Source organism: Stackebrandtia sp. (assembly GCF_035643755.1).
Classification (GTDB): Bacteria; Actinomycetota; Actinomycetes; order Mycobacteriales; family Micromonosporaceae; genus Stackebrandtia.
The window spans coordinates 23116-40825 of sequence record NZ_DASQPW010000032.1 but is presented as its reverse complement, the minus strand read 5'-3'; the positions used below and the strand labels follow the sequence as shown (position 1 = coordinate 40825).

Genomic DNA, 17710 nt, shown 5'->3' with positions numbered 1-17710 from the left:
GTTGCCGAGGTCATCGACCTCGCCCGCGAGACCGGCTGCCGCGTCCACATCCTGCACGTCTCCAGCGCCGAGGTCCTCCCACTGCTCGCGAAGGCCCGCGCGGACGGCGTACGGATCACCGCCGAGACCTGCCCGCACTACCTGACCTTCGCCGCCGAGCAGATCGCGGACGGCGCCACGCAGTTCAAGTGCTGCCCGCCCATCCGGGACGCGGCCAACCGCAAGGCGCTGTGGGCGGGCCTCGCCGATGGCGTGATCGACTGCGTCGTGTCCGACCACTCGCCGTGCCCGCCCGAGCTGAAGCGCGGCGACTTCGCCACCGCCTGGGGCGGCATCTCGTCGGTCCAGTTGGGACTGTCGGTGATCTGGACGGCCGCCCGCGCCCGCGGCCACACGCTGTCCGACGTCGCCGCCTGGATGTCGCGGCGCCCCGCCGCGCTGGTGGGCCTGCGCCGCAAGGGTTCCATCGCCGTGGGCGGCGACGCCGACCTGGTCGCCTTCGACCCCGAGCGCCGCTGGACGGTGCGCGCCGCCGACCTACACCACCGCCATCCCGTCACCCCCTACGACGGCCGCGAACTCACAGGCGCCGTGCGCGCCACCTGGCTGCGCGGCCGCCGCACCGACTCCACCCCCTCAGGCCGCCTACTGTCCCAGGAGGAATCGTGACCTTCACCGACCTGCCCGACCTCGCCACCCGCCGCCTCGGCGGCGCCGTGCTGGCCGCCAACGACGAGTCCTTCGCCGAGAAGGAGAGCCTGGTCCGCCACGCCGAGCCCACCTTCACACCGCACACCTTCGGCCACAAGGGACAGGTTTACGACGGCTGGGAGACCCGCCGCCGCCGCGAACCGGGCCACGACTGGGCGATCGTGCGGCTCGGCGCCCCGGGCGTGATCCGCGGCGTCGTCGTCGACACCGCCTTCTTCAAGGGCAACTACCCGCCCGAGGTCTCCGTCGAGGGCTGCGCCGTGGACGGATACCCCACAGTGGAGGATCTGGCCGCCGCCACCTGGCGCACTCTCGTACCGCGCTCGCCCGCCAGGGGCGATACCCGCAACGGCTACGGAGTGGGCGACCCGCACCGCTTCACCCACGTCCGCCTCACCATGCACCCCGACGGAGGCGTCGCGCGGCTGCGCGTCCACGGCGAACCCGTCGCCGACCCCCGCCTCTTCGCCGACCTGCCCATCGACCTGGCCGCCCTGCGCAACGGCGGCGGCATCGCCGACGCCAGCGACACCTTCTTCTCCCGCGCCGACAACGCCATCTCCCCGGGGGACCCGCTGTCGCAGGGCGACTGCTGGGAGACCGCCCGCCGCCGCGACGACGGACACGACTGGATCACGGTGCGGCTGGCGGGACGCGGCGTGGTGCGCGCCGCCGAGCTCGACACCACCCACCTGAAATACAACGCTCCCGGCGCCGCCCGCCTGCGCGGCTTCGACGCCGCGTCCGACCGTCCCGTCGACGACGACGCGGCCTGGTTCGACCTGTTGCCCCGCACCGACCTGCGCCCCGACACCCCGCACCGCTTCGTCCTGGACCCCGTCCCCGCCGCCACCCACGTCCGCCTCGACATCTACCCCGACGGCGGCATGGGCCGGCTGCGGCTCTTCGGTTCCCTGACGCCCGAGGCGCTCGACGCCCTGCACCGCCGCCACGCCGAACTCGACCCGAATGTCGGCGCCCCGTGATACCAAGGGCCCATGAGCGATGACGAACAGGCCATCCGCGACGTGGTCGACACCTGGATGTCGGCCAGCCGCGACGGCGACACCGACACCGTCTTGAACCTCATGACCGACGACGTGCTGTTCCAGACCATCGGCAACGCGCCCTTCGGCAAGGAGGCGTTCGCCAACGCGTCGCGGGGCATGGACGACGTCGACATCGACGGCAGCTCCGAGATCCAGGAGCTCCAGCTGATGGGGGAGTGGGCGTACCTGCGCAACAAGCTGCGCATGACGATGACGATGCCCGACGGTTCCCAGGTTCACCGCTCGGGCTACACGCTGACCATCCTGCGCAAGGGCGGCGACGGGCGGTGGCGGATCTGTCGCGACGCCAACCTCGTGACCGTCGACCAGTAGGGCTCGATGTCCCCCGCGTGGGGGAGCGGGCCGGCCCCGCGCGGTGAGGCGGAAACGTCAGCGTCTCGCCAGACTGGACGCCATGAGGACACATTCGCTGGTCACGGTCGCTTCCTGCGGCGGGGCCCTTCTGTACGCGCTGACCAAGATCGACCTGGCGGTGCGCGGCGAGCTCGGCATGCCCGGCTTTCCCGCTCCCGCGGCCGACTACCGCGTCTACGACGCCACCTCGGGTCAACTGTCCAATGCGGTCATGGGGCTGGTGTTCGCGGGTGTCGTCGCCGCGTTGCTGCGTCCGCCCGCCCGAAGGCCGCTGGCCTGGGTCCTGATCGGCCTGTCGGGCGTGGGCGCGGCCTTCATCGGCGCGGGCTTCGTCGGATTCGGGCTGCGCGCGGCGGGGCTGTTCGGCGCGCCGACCACGCCCGCGGCCTGGGTGACGGTCGCCGTCGGCCTCGCGTGGTGTGCCGTCTGGGTCGCGTCGACCGTCGGCGCCGCGCGTATCACCCTGAGCAACGCGAAACGGAATAGAGTCTCGGCAGGGTCCACGGCGAAACTGGAGGCGGGTCATGGGTGACACCGAGCAGTGGACGGCTGAGGACGTCGGCGACCAGTCGGGTCGGGTCGCGGTGGTCACGGGCGCCAGCTCGGGTATCGGCCTGGAGGTAGCGAAGGTGTTGGCCGCCAGCGGCGCCCGCCTCGTGCTGCCGTGCCGCGACGACGACCGTTTCGCGCAGACCGGGGCGGCCATCACCGAGGCCGTCGGCGAGTCCGACCTCGACGGCGTGGCGATGGATCTGCGCAGCCTGGACTCGGTGCGCGAGGCCGCCGACGTCCTGCGGGAACGCTACGCGCGCATCGACCTGCTGATCAACAACGCGGGCGTGATGTGGATGCCCCGCGGCCGCTCCACTGACGGCTACGACACCCAGCTGGCGGTCAACCACCTCGGCCACTTCGCGCTCACGGGCCTGCTGCTGGACCGCCTCCGCGACGTGGAGGGCTCCCGCGTCGTCACGGTGTCCAGCCTCGCCCACCGCGGCGGCCGCATCCGTTGGAGCGACCTGAACTTCGAGCGCGGCTACGGTCGCAACCGCGCGTACGGACAGTCCAAACTGGCCAATCTGATGTTCTCCTTCGCCCTGCAACGCCGTCTCCAACAGGCGGGCAGCCCCACCATCTCGGTGGCCGCCCACCCCGGCGTGGCCCGCACGGGCCTGCTGCGCAACGCCCCCGCGATCCTGCGCGGCCCCAACGTCCTGGTCAGCCGCTTCATGTTCGCCGACGCCGCGATGGGCGCCCTGCCGATCCTGTACGCCGCCGTCGCCCCGAACGTCGAGGGCGGCGGCTACTACGGCCCCGGAGGCTTCGCCGAGCTGCGCGGCTACCCCACCACGGCCCACTCCAGCACCTCCTCCCGCGACCAGGCCGAACAGGGCAAGCTCTGGCGCGCCTCGGAGTCGCTGACGGGCGTCACCTACGAGCTCGGCTGAGTCGACGCCCCGCGCTACGGTGAGTTGCCATGCGGCGAACCGAGTTCGACAAGACGTCCTATGTCAAGCGCGTCCAGTCCATTGTTGGGTTGCGGCGGGCGACCGCGACGACCCCGCTCCATTTAGTAAGCGTCTGAGGGGCACTGACGTTTCTCTAACCCAAGGAGAAACAATGTGGAGTTTCAAATATGGGGACCGAGGGTGTCTCTTCTTCAGGCCGCCGCCCGTCACACGACCGACGCTGAGACCAGCAGAAATGGATATCCCCTTCAAGCGCCAGCAGTACCACTCGTTGATGAACGAGCACGCGGGGGTGCTTGAACTCGAGGCGGGGGAGCGGGCGGAACTCGGCTCGCGGATCCGCTCCGCGCTTCGCGCATTAACCTCCTTTAAGGACAGTACTTTATAGAGGTACACATTTGGCGCGTCGACGGCGCATAATGGTGCGAAGATGCGAGACCGGTAGAGGTAGTAACCATGGCAGGTCGACCCCCGGCAGTTGCCGTTCGTTCAAGAGTCCTGTGGTGCGCGCTGGCCGCGTCCATTCCGCTCATTTCGCTGCTGACCGCCTACGAGGCGATCACGCGACATCCCGCTAAAAGCCTTGGGGCGCTAGGTCTCTGGCTGCTACTGGTGCTGGCCGTGTGGCTGGGCGCGCAGTCCTCGGTCGCCGAGACCGTCGGCGCCGATCGCCGTGATTCCGGCCACCATGGACCGTATCGCCGCCTGCTCGCCGAACACCTCGACCGCGTCGACCTGGCCGGGGTCACCACCCAGGGCGACGTCGCCGTGCGCCTCACCGACGTCTACGTCGACCTGCGGATGCGACCCGAGGGCGGCGGGGGCCCCGAGATCGCCTTCGTCGGCACCTCCCACGACCCTGGCGCCCCGAAGCCGTTCATGTCCACATTGCGTAAACGGCGCCACAGCCCCGTGCTGGTCGTCGGCGAGCCGGGCGCGGGCAAGACCACCGCGCTGCGCCGCGCCGCCCTCCACACCCGCCGCGTCCCCATTTACCTCGAACTGCGCCACCACACCGCGCGGCTGTGCGCCGACGCGCCCCCTGCGCTGCCCGAGCTGGCCGCCGACGCGGGCTGGCTGGGCGGCCAGATCCCCGCCGAGTGGTTCGCCCGCCGCCTGAACCGAGGCGGCTGCGTCGTCCTGCTCGACGGCCTCGACGAGATTCCCTCCGAGGCCGAGCGCCGCAAGGTGGTCGGCTGGATCCGGGAACAGTTCAGCCGCTACCCCAAGAACGCCTGCGTTGTCACCTCCCGCCCGGGCGGGCTGAAGGGCAGCCCGCTGGCCGGCGCCGAGACCTGGCAGCTGCGGCGCCTGACCGACGAGCAGATCTCGGGGTTCGTGTACTCCTGGTGCCGGGCGGTGGAGGTGCGCCGCGCCCGCCACTCCTACGGCTGGATCCGCGACGAGACCGCCGCCGAGGCCGGGGTGCTGTTGTCGCGGCTGCGCGCCAACCCCGCGCTGTACGCGCTGGCCCGCAACCCGCTTGTCCTCACCCTGATCGCCCGCATCAATCGCCATTGTGGACTCTTCCCGTCCACCCGCGCCCAGCTTTACGCCGACGCCTGCGACCTGATGCTTCACCGCCTGGGCGGCGGCGCGTTCTACGAGGACGCGGCGACCAAGACCCGTGGGGCGCAACGCTTCGAGGTGGTGCGGCGCCTCGCCCACCACCTGATGGACACCCGACGCACCACCATCACCGTCGACGACGCCCGCTCGCTGCTGGCCGACGTCCTCACCGGCGTGCGCCCCCGCCGCATCCCCGAGGCCGTGCTGTTCGAGGCGGTGGACGCGGGCCTGCTCAACGAGGTCGGCGACGGCGTCCTGGCGTTCTCGCACCTCAGCATGCAGGAGTTCCTGGCGGCCCGCGAGCTCCACTGGCGCGCCAACGACGCCGACGTCGCCGCCAAGACGGGTGATCCATGGTGGAGGGACGCGATCCTGCTGTGGTCCACCGAGGCCGACGCCACCCGCGTGGTGGAGGCGTGCCTGCGCACCGGCCACGTCACCGGCCTGTCGCTGGCCTACGACCTGGCCGAGCACTCCCTGGAGCTGGCCTCCGACGTGCGCCTGCGGCTGAAGCGGCTGTTGGCCGAGGCCACCGAGTCCCTGCCGCAGAGCCGCCTGTTGGGCGGGGTGAAGTCGGCCCGCGAGATGCGCGAGACCATTCGGCTGCCCGGCGGGGCGCGCCTGGCGGCCCGCCCGGTCTCGGCGAGCCTGTATTCGTCCTTCCTGGACTCCGAGTTCCCGTCCCGCGACTCCCGACCCTCCGCCGCCCACCCCGAGGGCCCCGCCGTGGGCATGTGGGCCTCCGACGCCCAGCACCTGGTCGAGTGGCTCAACGGCCTGCCCCGCGACGACGGCGCCAACTTCCGCCTGCCCACCGAGTCCGAGCTGTCCGATCCCGGGCTGCGGCTCGACGCGTCCGTGGCCCACAGCCCGATGTGGGTGTCGTCCGAGCCGCACCCGAAGCTCTTCGGCGTCAACGGACACGGCGACCCCTACGCGCTCGGCGACGGCTGGTGGGGCCGCCAGCTCGCCGCCGACCGCCGCCGCGGCGCGCTGTCGCTGTACCTGGTCTCCCAGGCGCTGGGGGCCTCGGCCCGCGATCTCACCCGCGACCTGTCGGGCGAGCTCAACCTGAACCGCGACCGCGCGTACCTGCTGCCCCGCGAGCTCGACTCCGATACCGATCTGCGCGCCGCCCGCGTCTTCCTGCGGCCCCGCGACCTGTCTCCCGGCGCCGCCGACACCGCCAACCCCGCCGCCACCGAGCACGTGCGGCGCGTGGTGTCGACGGTGTTCCGCCTGTGCGACTTCCCGACCGAGTACCGCCGCGCCAACACCCCGGCCAGCGGCGCCGACACCACCTTCGCGTTCACGGCCGGGCTGTCGGACGCCGAGAAGCGCCTGATGGCCTCGGCCTACACGCTGCTGTGGTTCTCCCGCCGCCGCTACCGCGGCAAGCACGGCTACGGCCAGGCGATCGAGGAGTTCGACGCCTACGTGGCCGCCGAGGTGTTCCCCGACAGCCACGACCGCGCCAAGACCGTCACCCCCGAGGGACTGCTGGAGTCGCTGTCGCGCGCCCAACGCATGGTCGACGCGGCTCCGCGCGGCAACGTCCTTTTCGATCTGGGCCGCGACCTGATGTCCTCGTGCACCGAGGTCCTCAACTCCAGCCTGGTGCACAGCCGTGCCAGCGGCGAGCAGCAGCTGGTCAGCGCCCGCGCCAGCCTGACGGCGGTGGCCGCGGTGGCCCGGGGCGCGGGAATGCCCGTCACCGAGACCCGCCGCCTGGTATCGCAGCTGTCGACCGTCGTGGCGGGACTGTCGATACTGGAGGCTCGCGCCAGCGGCGCCATCACTCCGAGAGAGGTCATCCTTCTCGTCCAACAGTGAGGACCGAGGTGTACGACATCGGCGGCGTATTGATTGCGGTGAATCTCCTGACTCGCTGATCCTACATTTCTTCCATAGAAAGTCATCTGGACGACACTATTCGTCCACTGACGTCTGTCCAAGGTGTGCTCACATCGCGTGACTCATACTTTCGTCCCACCATCGCTCATCCGTTCGTCGGTAGCGCTGAATCAGCGTTAAATGCGAGCCTGAGCCACATCCATATATCGAGATATCGATAGTGGTAATCACACCAACACGGTGTGATGTGGACTCAGGAGAGGACGTAACCAATGCGCCGTAGATACACGGTGGCGTTGTTGGGCGTATCGTCCGTGGCCGCCGCAACGATGTTGCTGGCGCCCATGGCATTCGCGCAAGACACTGGCCACGACTCCCGCGACATCCCGGCGGGATATTACGACGATGCCGACGGCAAGAACGGTCCGGAGCTGAAGGCGGCCCTTCACACCATCATCAGCAAGATGGACACCCTCACCTACGACGAGGTGAAGGACGCCATCAAGGACACCGACGCCGACCCCGCCAAGCCGGGGAACATCATCGAGCTCTACAGTGGAAACTCAGTCGCATTCACCGACGGCAGCTGGAACCGCGAACACGTGTGGGCCAAGAGCCACGGCGATTTCGGCACTAAGGTCGGCCCCGGCACCGATCTTCAGCACCTGCGGCCCGCCGACATGGTGGTCAACTCCACCCGCAACAATCTGGACTTCGACAACGGCGGCGAGCCGGTGAACGGAGCCCCGGACTGCAAGTACGACAGCGACTCCTTCGAGCCGCGCGACGAGGTCAAGGGCGACGTGGCCCGCATGATCCTCTACATGGCCGTGCGCTACGACGGCGACGACGGTTTCGCCGACCTGGAGCCCAACGACGACGTCAACAACGGCTCAAAGCCCAACATCGGACGCCTGTCGGTCCTGGAGGCGTGGAGCGCCCAGGACCCGCCGAGCGACTTCGAGAAGAACCGCAACGACGTCATCTACGACAAGTACCAGCACAACCGCAACCCCTTCATCGATCACCCCGAGTGGGTCGAATCGATCTGGCCCACCTCGTGAGCTAGCGGTACTGCGCGGCCTCGCCTCGGGGCCGCGCAGTACCGACGCGCCGACGGCAGCAGCAGCGCCGTCATGGCCGCCACGGCGATCACCAGCAGCGCGGCGTCGCCCCCCAGGCTGGTCCACAGCACACCCCCGCCCGTGTCGAAGTCGCCGTGATCGGGGTTGAGGCTCACGGCGAAGGACAAATAGACCTCCAGGAACGTGACCCCGACGCTGCCGAGGTTCGAAACGCCCAGCGATCCCATGAGCGCGGCCGCCACCCCCGCGTCGCCATTGTGGACCCTGCCGAGACGGCGCCGCAGCCACAACACCAGCCACGCGATCGCCCCGTAGGCCAGCACCCGGATCGCGACCAGGGCGTACACGAACTCCGCCAGCCCCGCGTTGTCGTCGCGGAGGCCCGCGAAGTCCGGGTCCATCCACATCACGCCGACGACGAAGTACGTGTCGACGGCCAGATCGGCGATCGCCGTGATCACGCCCACGAGCATCAGGGTCCGAGCCGCCGTCAGGGCGGCCGGTCGGGCAGACTCGGATACTTCGGTAACCATCGATATATCCTAATCGGAGGGACCCATGGCGACAACGCCCTTCACCATCGCCGTCGACGACGGCGAGCTGCTCGATCTGAGACGCCGCGTCGCCTCCAGCCGCTTCGTCACCGCCTCGGCCGACGACTGGGTGGGTGGCGCCGATCCCGGCTACCTCCGCGACCTGGCGGCGTACTGGGTGGACGACTTCGACTGGCGGGCGGTCGAGGCCAACCTCAACGAGTTCCCGCAGTTCATGGCCGACGTGGACGGCACCCCCATGCACTTCGTCCACATCAGGGCGCCCCGCCGCGACGGCGACGCCGCCCCGCCGGCGCTGATGCTGTGCCACGGCTGGCCGTCCAGCTTCGTCGAGATGCTGCGGCTGGTTCCCTTGCTGGGCAACCACTACGATCTGGTGATCCCGTCGCTGCCGGGCTTCGGGTTCTCCGGTCTGCCCGACGGCACCCTCACCCGCGAACGCATCGGGGACCTCCTCCACGGCCTGATGACCACGGTGCTGGGCTACCGCCGCTTCGGGCTGTTCGGCGGCGACATCGGTGGTGGCGCCGCCGCCCGCCTGGCGGCCAAGTACCCCGACAACGTCATCGGCCTGCACAAGATCCACCCGCCGTTCCCCTCCGACACCACGGATCCGCCGCTGACCCGCCGCGAGCGTTCCTATCTGGACGCGCTGGACGAGTACGACAAGGCCGACGGCGGGTACTCCGAGATCATGCTGACCCGCCCCGACACCATCGCCGCGTCCCTGATCGATTCCCCGATCGGCCTGGCGGCCTGGATAGTCGACAAGCTGCGCGATTGGTCCGATGTCGACGGCAACCTGGAACGCCACTGGGACAAGGACTCCGTGCTCACCCTGGTCACCCTGTACTGGATCACCGAGAGCATCGGCACGTCGTTTCGCCAGTACTTCGACTTCTTCGCCAATACCCCCAGCCCCGTCATCACCGTTCCCGTCGCGGTGACCCTGAGCCACGAACCGTCCATGGAGAACTTCCCCCGCTCGCTGGCCGAGCGCGCCTGCGACGACCTGCGGCACTGGTCGCAGCCGCGCCGAGGCGGCCATTTCATGGCTTGGGAGGAGCCAGAAATGACCGCCCGGGAATTGAGAAACTTCTTCGATTTCCTGCGCTTACAGGGCGAGCGACCAGCTGTTCAGCTTGCCGGAGTCGCCACTGTAGACGTCGGAGACCCGCAACTTCCAGGTCCCGTCGGCCGCCTGGCTCGACAGGTTCACCGTGTACGTCGTCTTGACGTCGTTGGCGCTGTCCCAGGCGTTCGGGCTCTTCAGGGTGTACACCGTGCCCGACGGCGCCACGAGCTGGATGCGCAGGTCGCCGCGGTAGGAGTGGGTGATGTCCACCTTCACCGAGGCGGTGCTCTTGGCGTCGCGTCCACAGGAGGAGACGCTGACCGGGGAGTTGATGGTGGACAGGTCGCCGATGGTCATCGACGTGGAGCTGGCGGCCGCGCAGTCGCCACCGGGCGGCTCGGTGCCGCCACCGTTCATGAAACCGGTGTACAGCAGCTTGTTGGGGCTGCCGGCGCCCGGGTCGGAGACGTTGGCGGTGGCGTTGTCGACCAGCGCGCTGGCGACCTCGCTGGGCGCCGCGCTCGGGTGCTCGCCGAGGTACAGCGCGGCCGAGCCCACCACGTGCGGGGTGGCCATCGACGTGCCGGAGATGGTGTTGGTGCCACCGTTCAGCCAGTCGGAGGTGATGTCGACGCCGGGGGCGAAGATGTCGACGCACGTGCCGTAGTCGGAGAAGTAGGCGCGGGTGTCGGTGTCGTCGGTGGCGCCGACGGTGATGGCCTCGGGCGTGGACGATGGCGAGCCCTCGCAGGCGTCGGCGTCGTCGTTGCCCGCGGCGACCGCGAAGGTCACGCCGGAGTCGATGGCGCGGGTGACCGCGTCGTTGATGCCCTGGTCGAAACCGCCGCCCAGACTCATGTTGGCGACCGAGGGACCGCTGTGGTGGGCGGTCACCCAGTCGATGCCGGCGATGACGCCGGTGTCGCTGCCCGAACCGCTGCAGTCGAGCACGCGGACGCCGACCAGCTTGGCCTTCTTGGCGATGCCGTAGGTGGTACCGGCGATGGTGCCGGACACGTGGGTGCCGTGCCCGTGGCAGTCGGTGGCGTCACTGTCGTTGTCCACAGTGTCGGTGCCGCTGGAGGCCCTGCCGCCGAAGTCCGGGTGGTTCATGGTGATGCCGGTGTCGATGATGTACGCGGTGACACCGGAACCGGCCGTGTCGGGGTAGGTGTAGGAGTTGTCGAGCGGGAGATCCTTCTGATCGATGCGGTCCAGGCCCCACGACGGGGGGTTGTCCTGGGTCGCCGCCAGATGCACCTTCTGGTCCTGCTGGACGTACTTCACCGCTGGATCGGCGGCCAATTGCCGGGCCTCGTCCGCCGTGGCGTGCACCGCGAATCCGTCGATGGATTTAAAGGTGTGCTTCTGGCTGCCTCCGTAGGACCCGAGCAGGTCCTTGAAGGAAGACGTCGACATGTGGTCGTTGGTGGTGACGATGTAGCTGCCCGAGATCGCGTGGGACGACCCCTCGCCGAGGATGGTGCTCTCGGCGTGCGCCGCCGTCGTGCCTACGGTGAAGGCACCGAGGGCGGTTGCGGTGGCGACGGCACAGGCTGCGAAAAATCGAGTCCTATGTGGTCTCATTCTGGCTGACTCCCTTGTGGGGATAAGGGGCGGCCCGATCGGTAAAGGAAGATTCGGGCATCCGGCCGGGCCGCCGTCATAGCTAGCTCGCGGGCACGAGCCTGGCACTAAGAGTATGCAAATGCCTGAATGTTGTAAACCGACCGTAATTCATTGACCGGACATTGGCGTCTTCACGCCAGCGCCCTGACCAGCCAAAATGCCTATCGGGTATCTAGATTCCGGGTATGTCTCTTGTGGTCGCGGCCGGTCCTCGGGCTCTAGTGCCCGTTGCCGTTGTCGCCGTTGGTCTTCGACGGACGCAGGGCGTCGCGCACCGCCTCGGCGACGGCCGGGGCCACGTGCGGGTCGAAGACACTGGGGACGATGAACGAGGCGTTGACTTTCTTCTCGCCCACCACCCCGGCGATCGCGTCGGCGGCCGCCAGCGCCGCCGCGTCGCTCCAGCCGGTGGCCTGCGCGTCCAGCATGCCCCGGAACACGCCGGGGAAGGCCAGCACGTTGTTGATCTGGTTCGGCTGGTCCGAGCGCCCGGTGGCCACAATGGGCGCGTGCTCGGCGGCCTCGCGCGGGTCGATCTCCGGGTCCGGGTTGGCCAGCGCGAACACCACCGGATCGGTCGCCATCTTCGCCACGTCCGCGCCGGTCAACAGATTCGGCGCGCTGACGCCGATGAACACGTCGGAGCCCGCCACCGCCTCGGCCAGGCTGCCGGAGAAGTTGTCCTTATTGGTGCACGCCACCAGCTTCTCCCACGCCGGGGTGAGGCCGAGCATGCCGCGATACAGGGCACCGGGGCGGTCGCAGGCGATGATGTCGCCGATGCCGCGCTGGATGAGCAGGTTCATGATGGCGGTGCCCGCCGCGCCCGCGCCCGACACCGCGACCCGCACGTCGGCGAAGTCCTTGCCCACCACGCGAAGCGCGTTGGTCAGCGCCGCCAGCACCACGATGGCGGTGCCGTGCTGGTCGTCGTGGAACACGGGGATGTCGAGCCGCTCGCGCAAGCGCTCCTCGATCTCGAAGCAGCGCGGCGCGGCGATGTCCTCCAGGTTGATGCCGCCGTACACCGGGGCCAGGGCGGCCACGATCTCCACGATCTCGTCGGTGTCCTGAGTGTCCAGACACACGGGCCAGGCGTCCACGCCCGCGAACTTCTTGAACAGGGCGGCCTTGCCCTCCATCACCGGAAGCGCCGCCTCCGGTCCGATGTTGCCCAGACCCAGCACCGCCGAGCCGTCGGTCACCACCGCGACCGTGTTGCGCTTGATGGTGAGGCGCCGGGCGTCGGCGGGATTGTCGGCGATCGCCTGACACACCCGCGCCACCCCCGGCGTGTAGGCCATCGACAGCTCGTCGCGGTTGCGCAGGCTCACCTTCGACGTCACCTCGATCTTGCCGCCGAGGTGCAACAGGAACGTCCGGTCGGAGACCTTGCGGACCTCGACGCCGGGGATCTCGCCGATCGCGGCGGTCACCTGCTCGGCGTGCGCCGAATCGGCCGTGTCGCAAGTGATGTCGACCACGACTCTCTTGTGGTCGGACGACACGACGTCCAGGGCCTTGACGATCGCCCCGGCCTCACCGGCGGCCGTGGTCAGCCGCCCGATCGCCCCGGCGTCAGCCGTCAACGACACCCGAACCGTGATGGAGAAACCCGCACTCGGCAGTTTCGCGATCGCCATGACCCACTTGCTCCTTCTCGACAGCCATTGTCGCGCTCCACAATTGCACCGCCGCCTCGCGCGCCGCACGCCGGGTTGGCCGATACCGGGGTGCGCACGGCGCCGCGACGTGTCACGCTTTGAGACGATGCGAAACGACTCAGACACCACCGACAACGGCCAGCTTGACCTCGCCGAACGGCACGCGCTGCGCCGGGTCGCCGGGCTGTCCACCGAACTGGCCGATGTCACCGAGGTCGAGTACCGCCAGCTGCGCCTCGAACGCGTGATCCTGGTCGGGGTGTGGACCACCGGCACCCTCACCACCGCCGAGAACTCCCTGACCGAGCTGGCCGCCCTGGCCGAGACGGCGGGCTCCGAGGTGCTGGACGGCCTGATCCAGCGCCGGTCCCACCCCGACGCCGCCACCTACGTGGGGCGCGGCAAGGTCACCGAGCTGGCCGACGCCGTCACCGCGACCGAGGCCGACACCGTCATCTGCGACGGCGAGCTCACCCCCAGCCAGCTGCGCAACCTGGAAGAAGAGGTGAAGGTCAAGGTCATCGACCGCACCGCCCTGATCCTCGACATCTTCGCCCAGCACGCCAAGAGCCGGGAGGGCAAGGCCCAGGTCGAGCTGGCCCAGCTGGAATACCTCGTGCCGCGGCTGCGCGGCTGGGGCGAGACCCTGTCGCGCCAGGCCGGCGGGCGTGCCGGCGGCGGCAACGGCGGCGTGGGTCTGCGCGGCCCCGGCGAGACCAAGCTGGAGACCGACCGGCGCCGCATCCGCAGCCGCATCGCCCGCCTGCGCCGCGACATCGCCAAGCTGCGCACCGTCCGCGACACCAAGCGCTCCGGGCGCCGCCGCCACGGCGTGCCCTCGGTGGCCATCGCCGGGTACACCAACGCCGGAAAATCCAGCCTGCTCAACCGGCTCACCGGCGCCGGGGTGCTGGTGGAGGACGCCCTGTTCGCCACCCTCGACCCGACCACCCGCCGGGCCCGCGCCGCCGACGGCCGCGAATACACCCTGTCCGACACCGTGGGATTCGTGTCCCACCTGCCGCACCAGCTGGTCGACGCCTTCCGCTCCACCCTGGAGGAGGTGGCCGACGCCGACCTGATCGTCCACGTCATCGACGGCAGCCACCCCGACCCCGCCGCGCAGGTCGACGCCGTGCACGAGGTGCTGGGGGAGGTGGGTGCCGACGCGGTGCCGGAACTCTTGGTGATCAACAAGATCGACCGCACCGACCCCGACGAGCTGGCCACCCTGCGCCACCAGACCCCCGAGGCGCTGTTCGTGTCCGCCCACACCGGCGAGGGCATCGACAAGCTCCGCGACGCCATCGAGGAGGCGCTGCCCCGCCCCGCCGTGGCGCTCACCGTCCGGATTCCCTATGTCCGAGGCGACCTGGTGGCGCGAATCCGTCAGCGCGGCGAGGTGTTGAGGGTCGATCACGTCGGGGAGGGGACCGTGATGGAGGTGCGGGTCGACCAGGCCCTGGCGGCCGAATTGGGGCCGTTCGCCATGGACGGTTCGTGACCTTCCGGTTCCCCGCGGTCAATCCGCACCGGCACCTTCGCGTTTCCGTCGGTTCAATGCAAGACTTGCTGCGTGCAGCAAGGTGGAATGAGGAGCCGAGGCGCCCGGTGGGCAACCGTGATCGCCCTGACGGGCATGGCAGCGATGGCGGCGCTGCCGGGAGTGGCGCTGGCCAAGGACGCGGGCAAGAAGATCTGTGATGTCGGCGACGATCGCATCCAGGAACTGTCGGGTCTGGCGACGGACGGCACCGACGGTTACTTCGCGATAGTCGACGGCGCCGACGGGCAGAACGTGCTCAACATCTACGGGCTTGACGGCAAGTGCCAGCACGCGGAGACCGGAGTCAGCGTCAGCAGCATCGACCCGCTGGATCCCGAGGACCTCGCCGTGGACTCCAGCGGCAACTTCTGGATCGCCGACACCGGCGACAACAAGGGCGAGCGCGATTCGGTCGCGCTGCACAAGGTCTCGCCGGACGGCAACACCGCGACCACCTACCGGTTCACCTATCCCGGCGGCGCCAAGAACAACGCCGAGGCGCTGCTGCTGCAACACGACGGCACCCCGATCTTCGCCACCTGGGAGCCCGGCAAGACCCAGCTGTTCTCGCCCGGCAAGGACATCGAGAGCGCGGCCAGCAGCCCGAAACCGATGAAGAAGGTCGGCGAGTTCAAGATCAAGGCCACCAAGACCAAGGGTGGCCCCAAGGACGTCGGGGGAGTGCCGCTGGGCGACGCCCCGTCCACCATCGTCACCGGCGGCGCGGTGTCCCCCGACGGCAAGAAGGCCGTGCTGCGCACCTACACCGACGCCTACGAGTGGAAGGTGTCGGGAGGCGACGTCGCCAAGACCATCGGGGGCAAGACGAAGCCCGCGGTCACCCCGCTTCCCAAGGAGCCCCAGGGCGAGGCGATCGCCTACACCTCGGACGGCAAGAAGTTCGTCACCGCGTCCGAGGCGAAGATGGCCAGCGACCAGGTCACGGTGGAGACGCCGCCCCAGCTGTGGAACTACACCCCGGCCAAGGCACCCACATCGGACTCGGGCTCGGCGGCCAAGGACGATTCCAGCGGCTCCAGCAAGGGCATCCTCGACTCGCTGCTGGACACCTTGGGCGTCAACGGAATCCTGTGGGCGATCGCCGGCATCGGGCTGATCGGCCTCATCATGGTCATCGTCGGCATCCGGGCGATCGTGGTGTCGCGCCGCACCCGCCGGGCGCATTCCCTGAAGGACTCGATGGAGCCCGCCGACGACGACTACGACGATCGCTACGACGACCGTTACGACCGGCGCGACGACCGCTACGATCCCCGCGACGACCGGTACGACCGTTACCAGGACTCCGGTTACGCCGAGCCCGGCTACGGCCGCCAGGACGACGGACTCGGGGGCGGGCGGCTCTTCGAGCCGGCGCCGGCCCGCGACGACGGCGAGTTCGACGAATGGCCGCACCGCCGCGACGACGGGGGCGGCGGCGTCTACGGAGGACGCTCCGATGGCGGCTACGGCGGACAGTCGCGTGGGTCCACCTACGGCCACGACGATGACGACTACGGCGGCGGCACGGTCTACGGCGGCGGTGGCCGCCGCGGCGGGTACTAGATCCGCCGCATCACGGCCACGACGCGGCCGAGGATCTGCGCGTTGTTCGCCGGGATCGGGTCGTACAAGGGGTTGGCGGGCAACAGCTCCACGTTGCCGTCCTCGCGCCGCTTGAACGTCTTCACCGTGGCCTCGTCGTCGATCATCGCCGCGACGATCTCGCCGCTGTGGGCCTCGGGCTGCTCGCGCACCACGACCCAGTCGCCGTTGGTGATCGCCGCCTCGATCATCGAGTCGCCCTTGACCTTCAACAGGAAGACGTCGCCCTCGCCGACGAACTCGGCCGGCAGCGGGAACATCTCCTCCACGCGCTGTTCGGCCAGGATCGGGGTACCGGCGGCGATCTCGCCGACCACCGGCACATAGCGCGGGGGCTTGCGGGTGCCCTCGGCGTCGCCGTTGTGGGAGGGACGAATGTCAACGGCGCGGGGACGCTTGGCGTCCTTGCGCAGGAAACCCTTGGACTGCAACTGATTGAGCTGATAGGCGACGCTGGAGGCCGACGCCAGGCCCACGACCTGGCCGATCTCGCGCACGCTCGGGGCATAGCCGCGATCGGCGACGGAGTCGCGGATGCACGACAGGATCTTGCGCTGCCGTTCGGTCAGGGCGGCCTCGTCGAGGTCGGGCGGCGCGTCGCTGATGGTGGTGGGAACGTCGGTCTTGGCCCGGGTCATGGCCACGTCTTCCTCCTTGCGAATCCGACCGTCACAGTCGGTTGGTGGTAACCGGGTGCTAGCGCCGGAAGTCACTTTAAACCATTTTTCACCTGCGAGTGAAACAATAGTTCGATTGCCGGATTTGGCGATGGGTGGGGCGGGCGAGACAATCGGCACGTCGACATTCCCGGCGAAATGCTTGCGGATACGATCATGGGGGCATAGGGTCGAGCCACAACATCTAGTGGTTACACTGATGTGGTCCAACCAGAGATTGTGGTATGTCGGGTTTGTATCGTCGACGGCGATTCCGGCGCAAGGAGATGATGACCGGTGCGGTGTCCCTACTGCAAGCACCCGGACTCGCGTGTCGTCGATTCGCGTGAGGCCGAGGACGGCCAACTGATCCGGCGCCGCCGCTCCTGCCAACAATGCGGCAAGCGGTTCACCACCGTGGAGGAGTCGATCCTGGCCGTGGTGAAGCGCTCCGGCGTCACCGAACCGTTCAGCCGCACCAAGGTGGCCGCGGGGGTGCGCCGGGCCTGTCAGGGCCGTCCGGTGGACGAGGACGCGCTGGCGGTACTGTCCAAAAAGGTGGAAGACGAGATTCGGGCCCGGGGGCTGGCCGAGGTGCCCAGCAACGAGGTGGGGCTGGCGATCCTGGGGCCGCTGCGGGAGCTCGACGAGGTGGCCTACCTGCGCTTCGCCAGCGTCTACCGCTCCTTCGAGTCCGTTGAGGACTTCGCCGAGGAGATCGCGATGTTGCGCCAAATGAAGACAGACGAGGACGCGATCGGGGCGGCCACCGCATAGGGCCGTCGTCGAAAGGGGGGAGCACGCGTCGCCGTCACCGGCGATTCGCGTGCCACACGAACGTGAAGAACATGAAATCCATGTACCGAAAA

Annotated in this window: 15 protein-coding genes and 1 pseudogene; 11 read left to right on the top strand and 5 right to left on the bottom strand. The window is 69.1% G+C overall.

Features of this window, described 5'->3' with window-relative positions; all coding sequences use genetic code 11:
* From VE172_RS02660 to VE172_RS02630, 7 genes are all read left to right on the top strand, one after another.
* Positions 1 to 669 (top strand): amidohydrolase family protein (locus VE172_RS02660; protein ID WP_324796766.1); only part of this gene is annotated, 669 nt, incomplete at its 5' end.
* Entirely contained in the window at positions 663 to 1697 is a 1035-nt protein-coding gene (gene alc / locus VE172_RS02655) for an allantoicase (RefSeq protein ID WP_349258229.1), read from the top strand. The genes VE172_RS02660 and alc, both read left to right, overlap by 7 nt.
* A gap of 12 nt (positions 1698 to 1709) precedes the next feature.
* Positions 1710 to 2093 (top strand): YybH family protein, encoded by a 384-nt coding sequence (locus tag VE172_RS02650; protein WP_324796761.1) that lies wholly within the window; start codon positions 1710 to 1712, stop codon positions 2091 to 2093.
* An 82-nt stretch (positions 2094 to 2175) separates the two neighbouring features.
* Positions 2176 to 2667 carry a hypothetical protein gene (locus VE172_RS02645; protein WP_324796758.1) on the top strand — a complete coding sequence of 164 codons (492 nt, stop codon included), beginning with the start codon at positions 2176 to 2178 and terminating at the stop codon, positions 2665 to 2667.
* The gene (locus VE172_RS02640) at positions 2660 to 3583 is read left to right on the top strand and encodes an oxidoreductase (protein ID WP_324796755.1); all 924 of its coding nucleotides are present in this window, start codon (positions 2660 to 2662) and stop codon (positions 3581 to 3583) included. The genes VE172_RS02645 and VE172_RS02640 overlap by 8 nt, the downstream gene beginning before the upstream one ends.
* Positions 3584 to 4216: 633 nt before the next feature.
* Complete coding sequence (locus VE172_RS02635; protein ID WP_324796752.1) at positions 4217 to 7006, top strand: NACHT domain-containing protein; 2790 nt, start codon at positions 4217 to 4219, stop codon at positions 7004 to 7006.
* Positions 7007 to 7371: 365 nt separating this feature from the next.
* Complete coding sequence (locus tag VE172_RS02630; protein ID WP_324796750.1) at positions 7372 to 8091, top strand: endonuclease I family protein; 720 nt, start codon at positions 7372 to 7374, stop codon at positions 8089 to 8091.
* On the opposite strand, the gene VE172_RS02625 is transcribed toward VE172_RS02630, so the two are convergent.
* Positions 8052 to 8645 carry a hypothetical protein gene (locus VE172_RS02625; RefSeq protein WP_324796747.1) on the bottom strand — a complete coding sequence of 198 codons (594 nt, stop codon included), beginning with the start codon at positions 8643 to 8645 and terminating at the stop codon, positions 8052 to 8054. The two genes, VE172_RS02630 and VE172_RS02625, sit on opposite strands and share 40 nt — an antisense overlap.
* A 25-nt stretch (positions 8646 to 8670) precedes the next feature.
* On the opposite strand from VE172_RS02625, the pseudogene VE172_RS02620 reads away from it, so the two are divergent.
* A pseudogene (locus VE172_RS02620) lies at positions 8671 to 9204 on the top strand (epoxide hydrolase family protein); the annotation flags it as partial.
* A gap of 101 nt (positions 9205 to 9305) precedes the next feature.
* On the opposite strand, the gene VE172_RS02615 reads toward VE172_RS02620, so the two are convergent.
* From VE172_RS02615 to VE172_RS02605, 3 genes are all read right to left on the bottom strand, one after another.
* Complete coding sequence (locus tag VE172_RS02615; protein WP_324796744.1) at positions 9306 to 9719, bottom strand: hypothetical protein; 414 nt, start codon at positions 9717 to 9719, stop codon at positions 9306 to 9308.
* Positions 9720 to 9780: 61 nt separating this feature from the next.
* Positions 9781 to 11328, bottom strand: coding sequence for a S8 family peptidase (locus VE172_RS02610; RefSeq protein WP_324796741.1), 1548 nt, complete (start codon positions 11326 to 11328; stop codon positions 9781 to 9783).
* A gap of 260 nt (positions 11329 to 11588) precedes the next feature.
* Entirely contained in the window at positions 11589 to 13013 is a 1425-nt protein-coding gene (locus tag VE172_RS02605; protein ID WP_324796738.1) for an NAD-dependent malic enzyme, read from the bottom strand.
* A 127-nt stretch (positions 13014 to 13140) separates the two neighbouring features.
* Here VE172_RS02605 and hflX point away from each other — a divergent pair, with 127 nt between their 5' ends.
* On the top strand, positions 13141 to 14538 hold the full coding sequence (gene hflX, locus VE172_RS02600; RefSeq protein WP_324796735.1) for a GTPase HflX: 1398 nt from the start codon (positions 13141 to 13143) through the stop codon (positions 14536 to 14538).
* Positions 14539 to 14625: 87 nt separating this feature from the next.
* Positions 14626 to 16146 carry an NHL repeat-containing protein gene (locus tag VE172_RS02595; RefSeq protein WP_324796731.1) on the top strand — a complete coding sequence of 507 codons (1521 nt, stop codon included), beginning with the start codon at positions 14626 to 14628 and terminating at the stop codon, positions 16144 to 16146.
* Here VE172_RS02595 and lexA read toward each other — a convergent pair.
* The gene (lexA, locus tag VE172_RS02590) at positions 16143 to 16823 is read right to left on the bottom strand and encodes a transcriptional repressor LexA (RefSeq protein ID WP_324796772.1); all 681 of its coding nucleotides are present in this window, start codon (positions 16821 to 16823) and stop codon (positions 16143 to 16145) included. The two genes, VE172_RS02595 and lexA, sit on opposite strands and share 4 nt — an antisense overlap.
* Positions 16824 to 17138: 315 nt before the next feature.
* Between lexA and nrdR the strand changes: the two genes are divergently transcribed.
* A complete protein-coding gene (gene nrdR, locus VE172_RS02585) occupies positions 17139 to 17618 on the top strand; it encodes a transcriptional regulator NrdR (protein WP_324796728.1) in 480 nt (159 codons plus the stop codon).
* Positions 17619 to 17710: the final 92 nt, after the last annotated feature.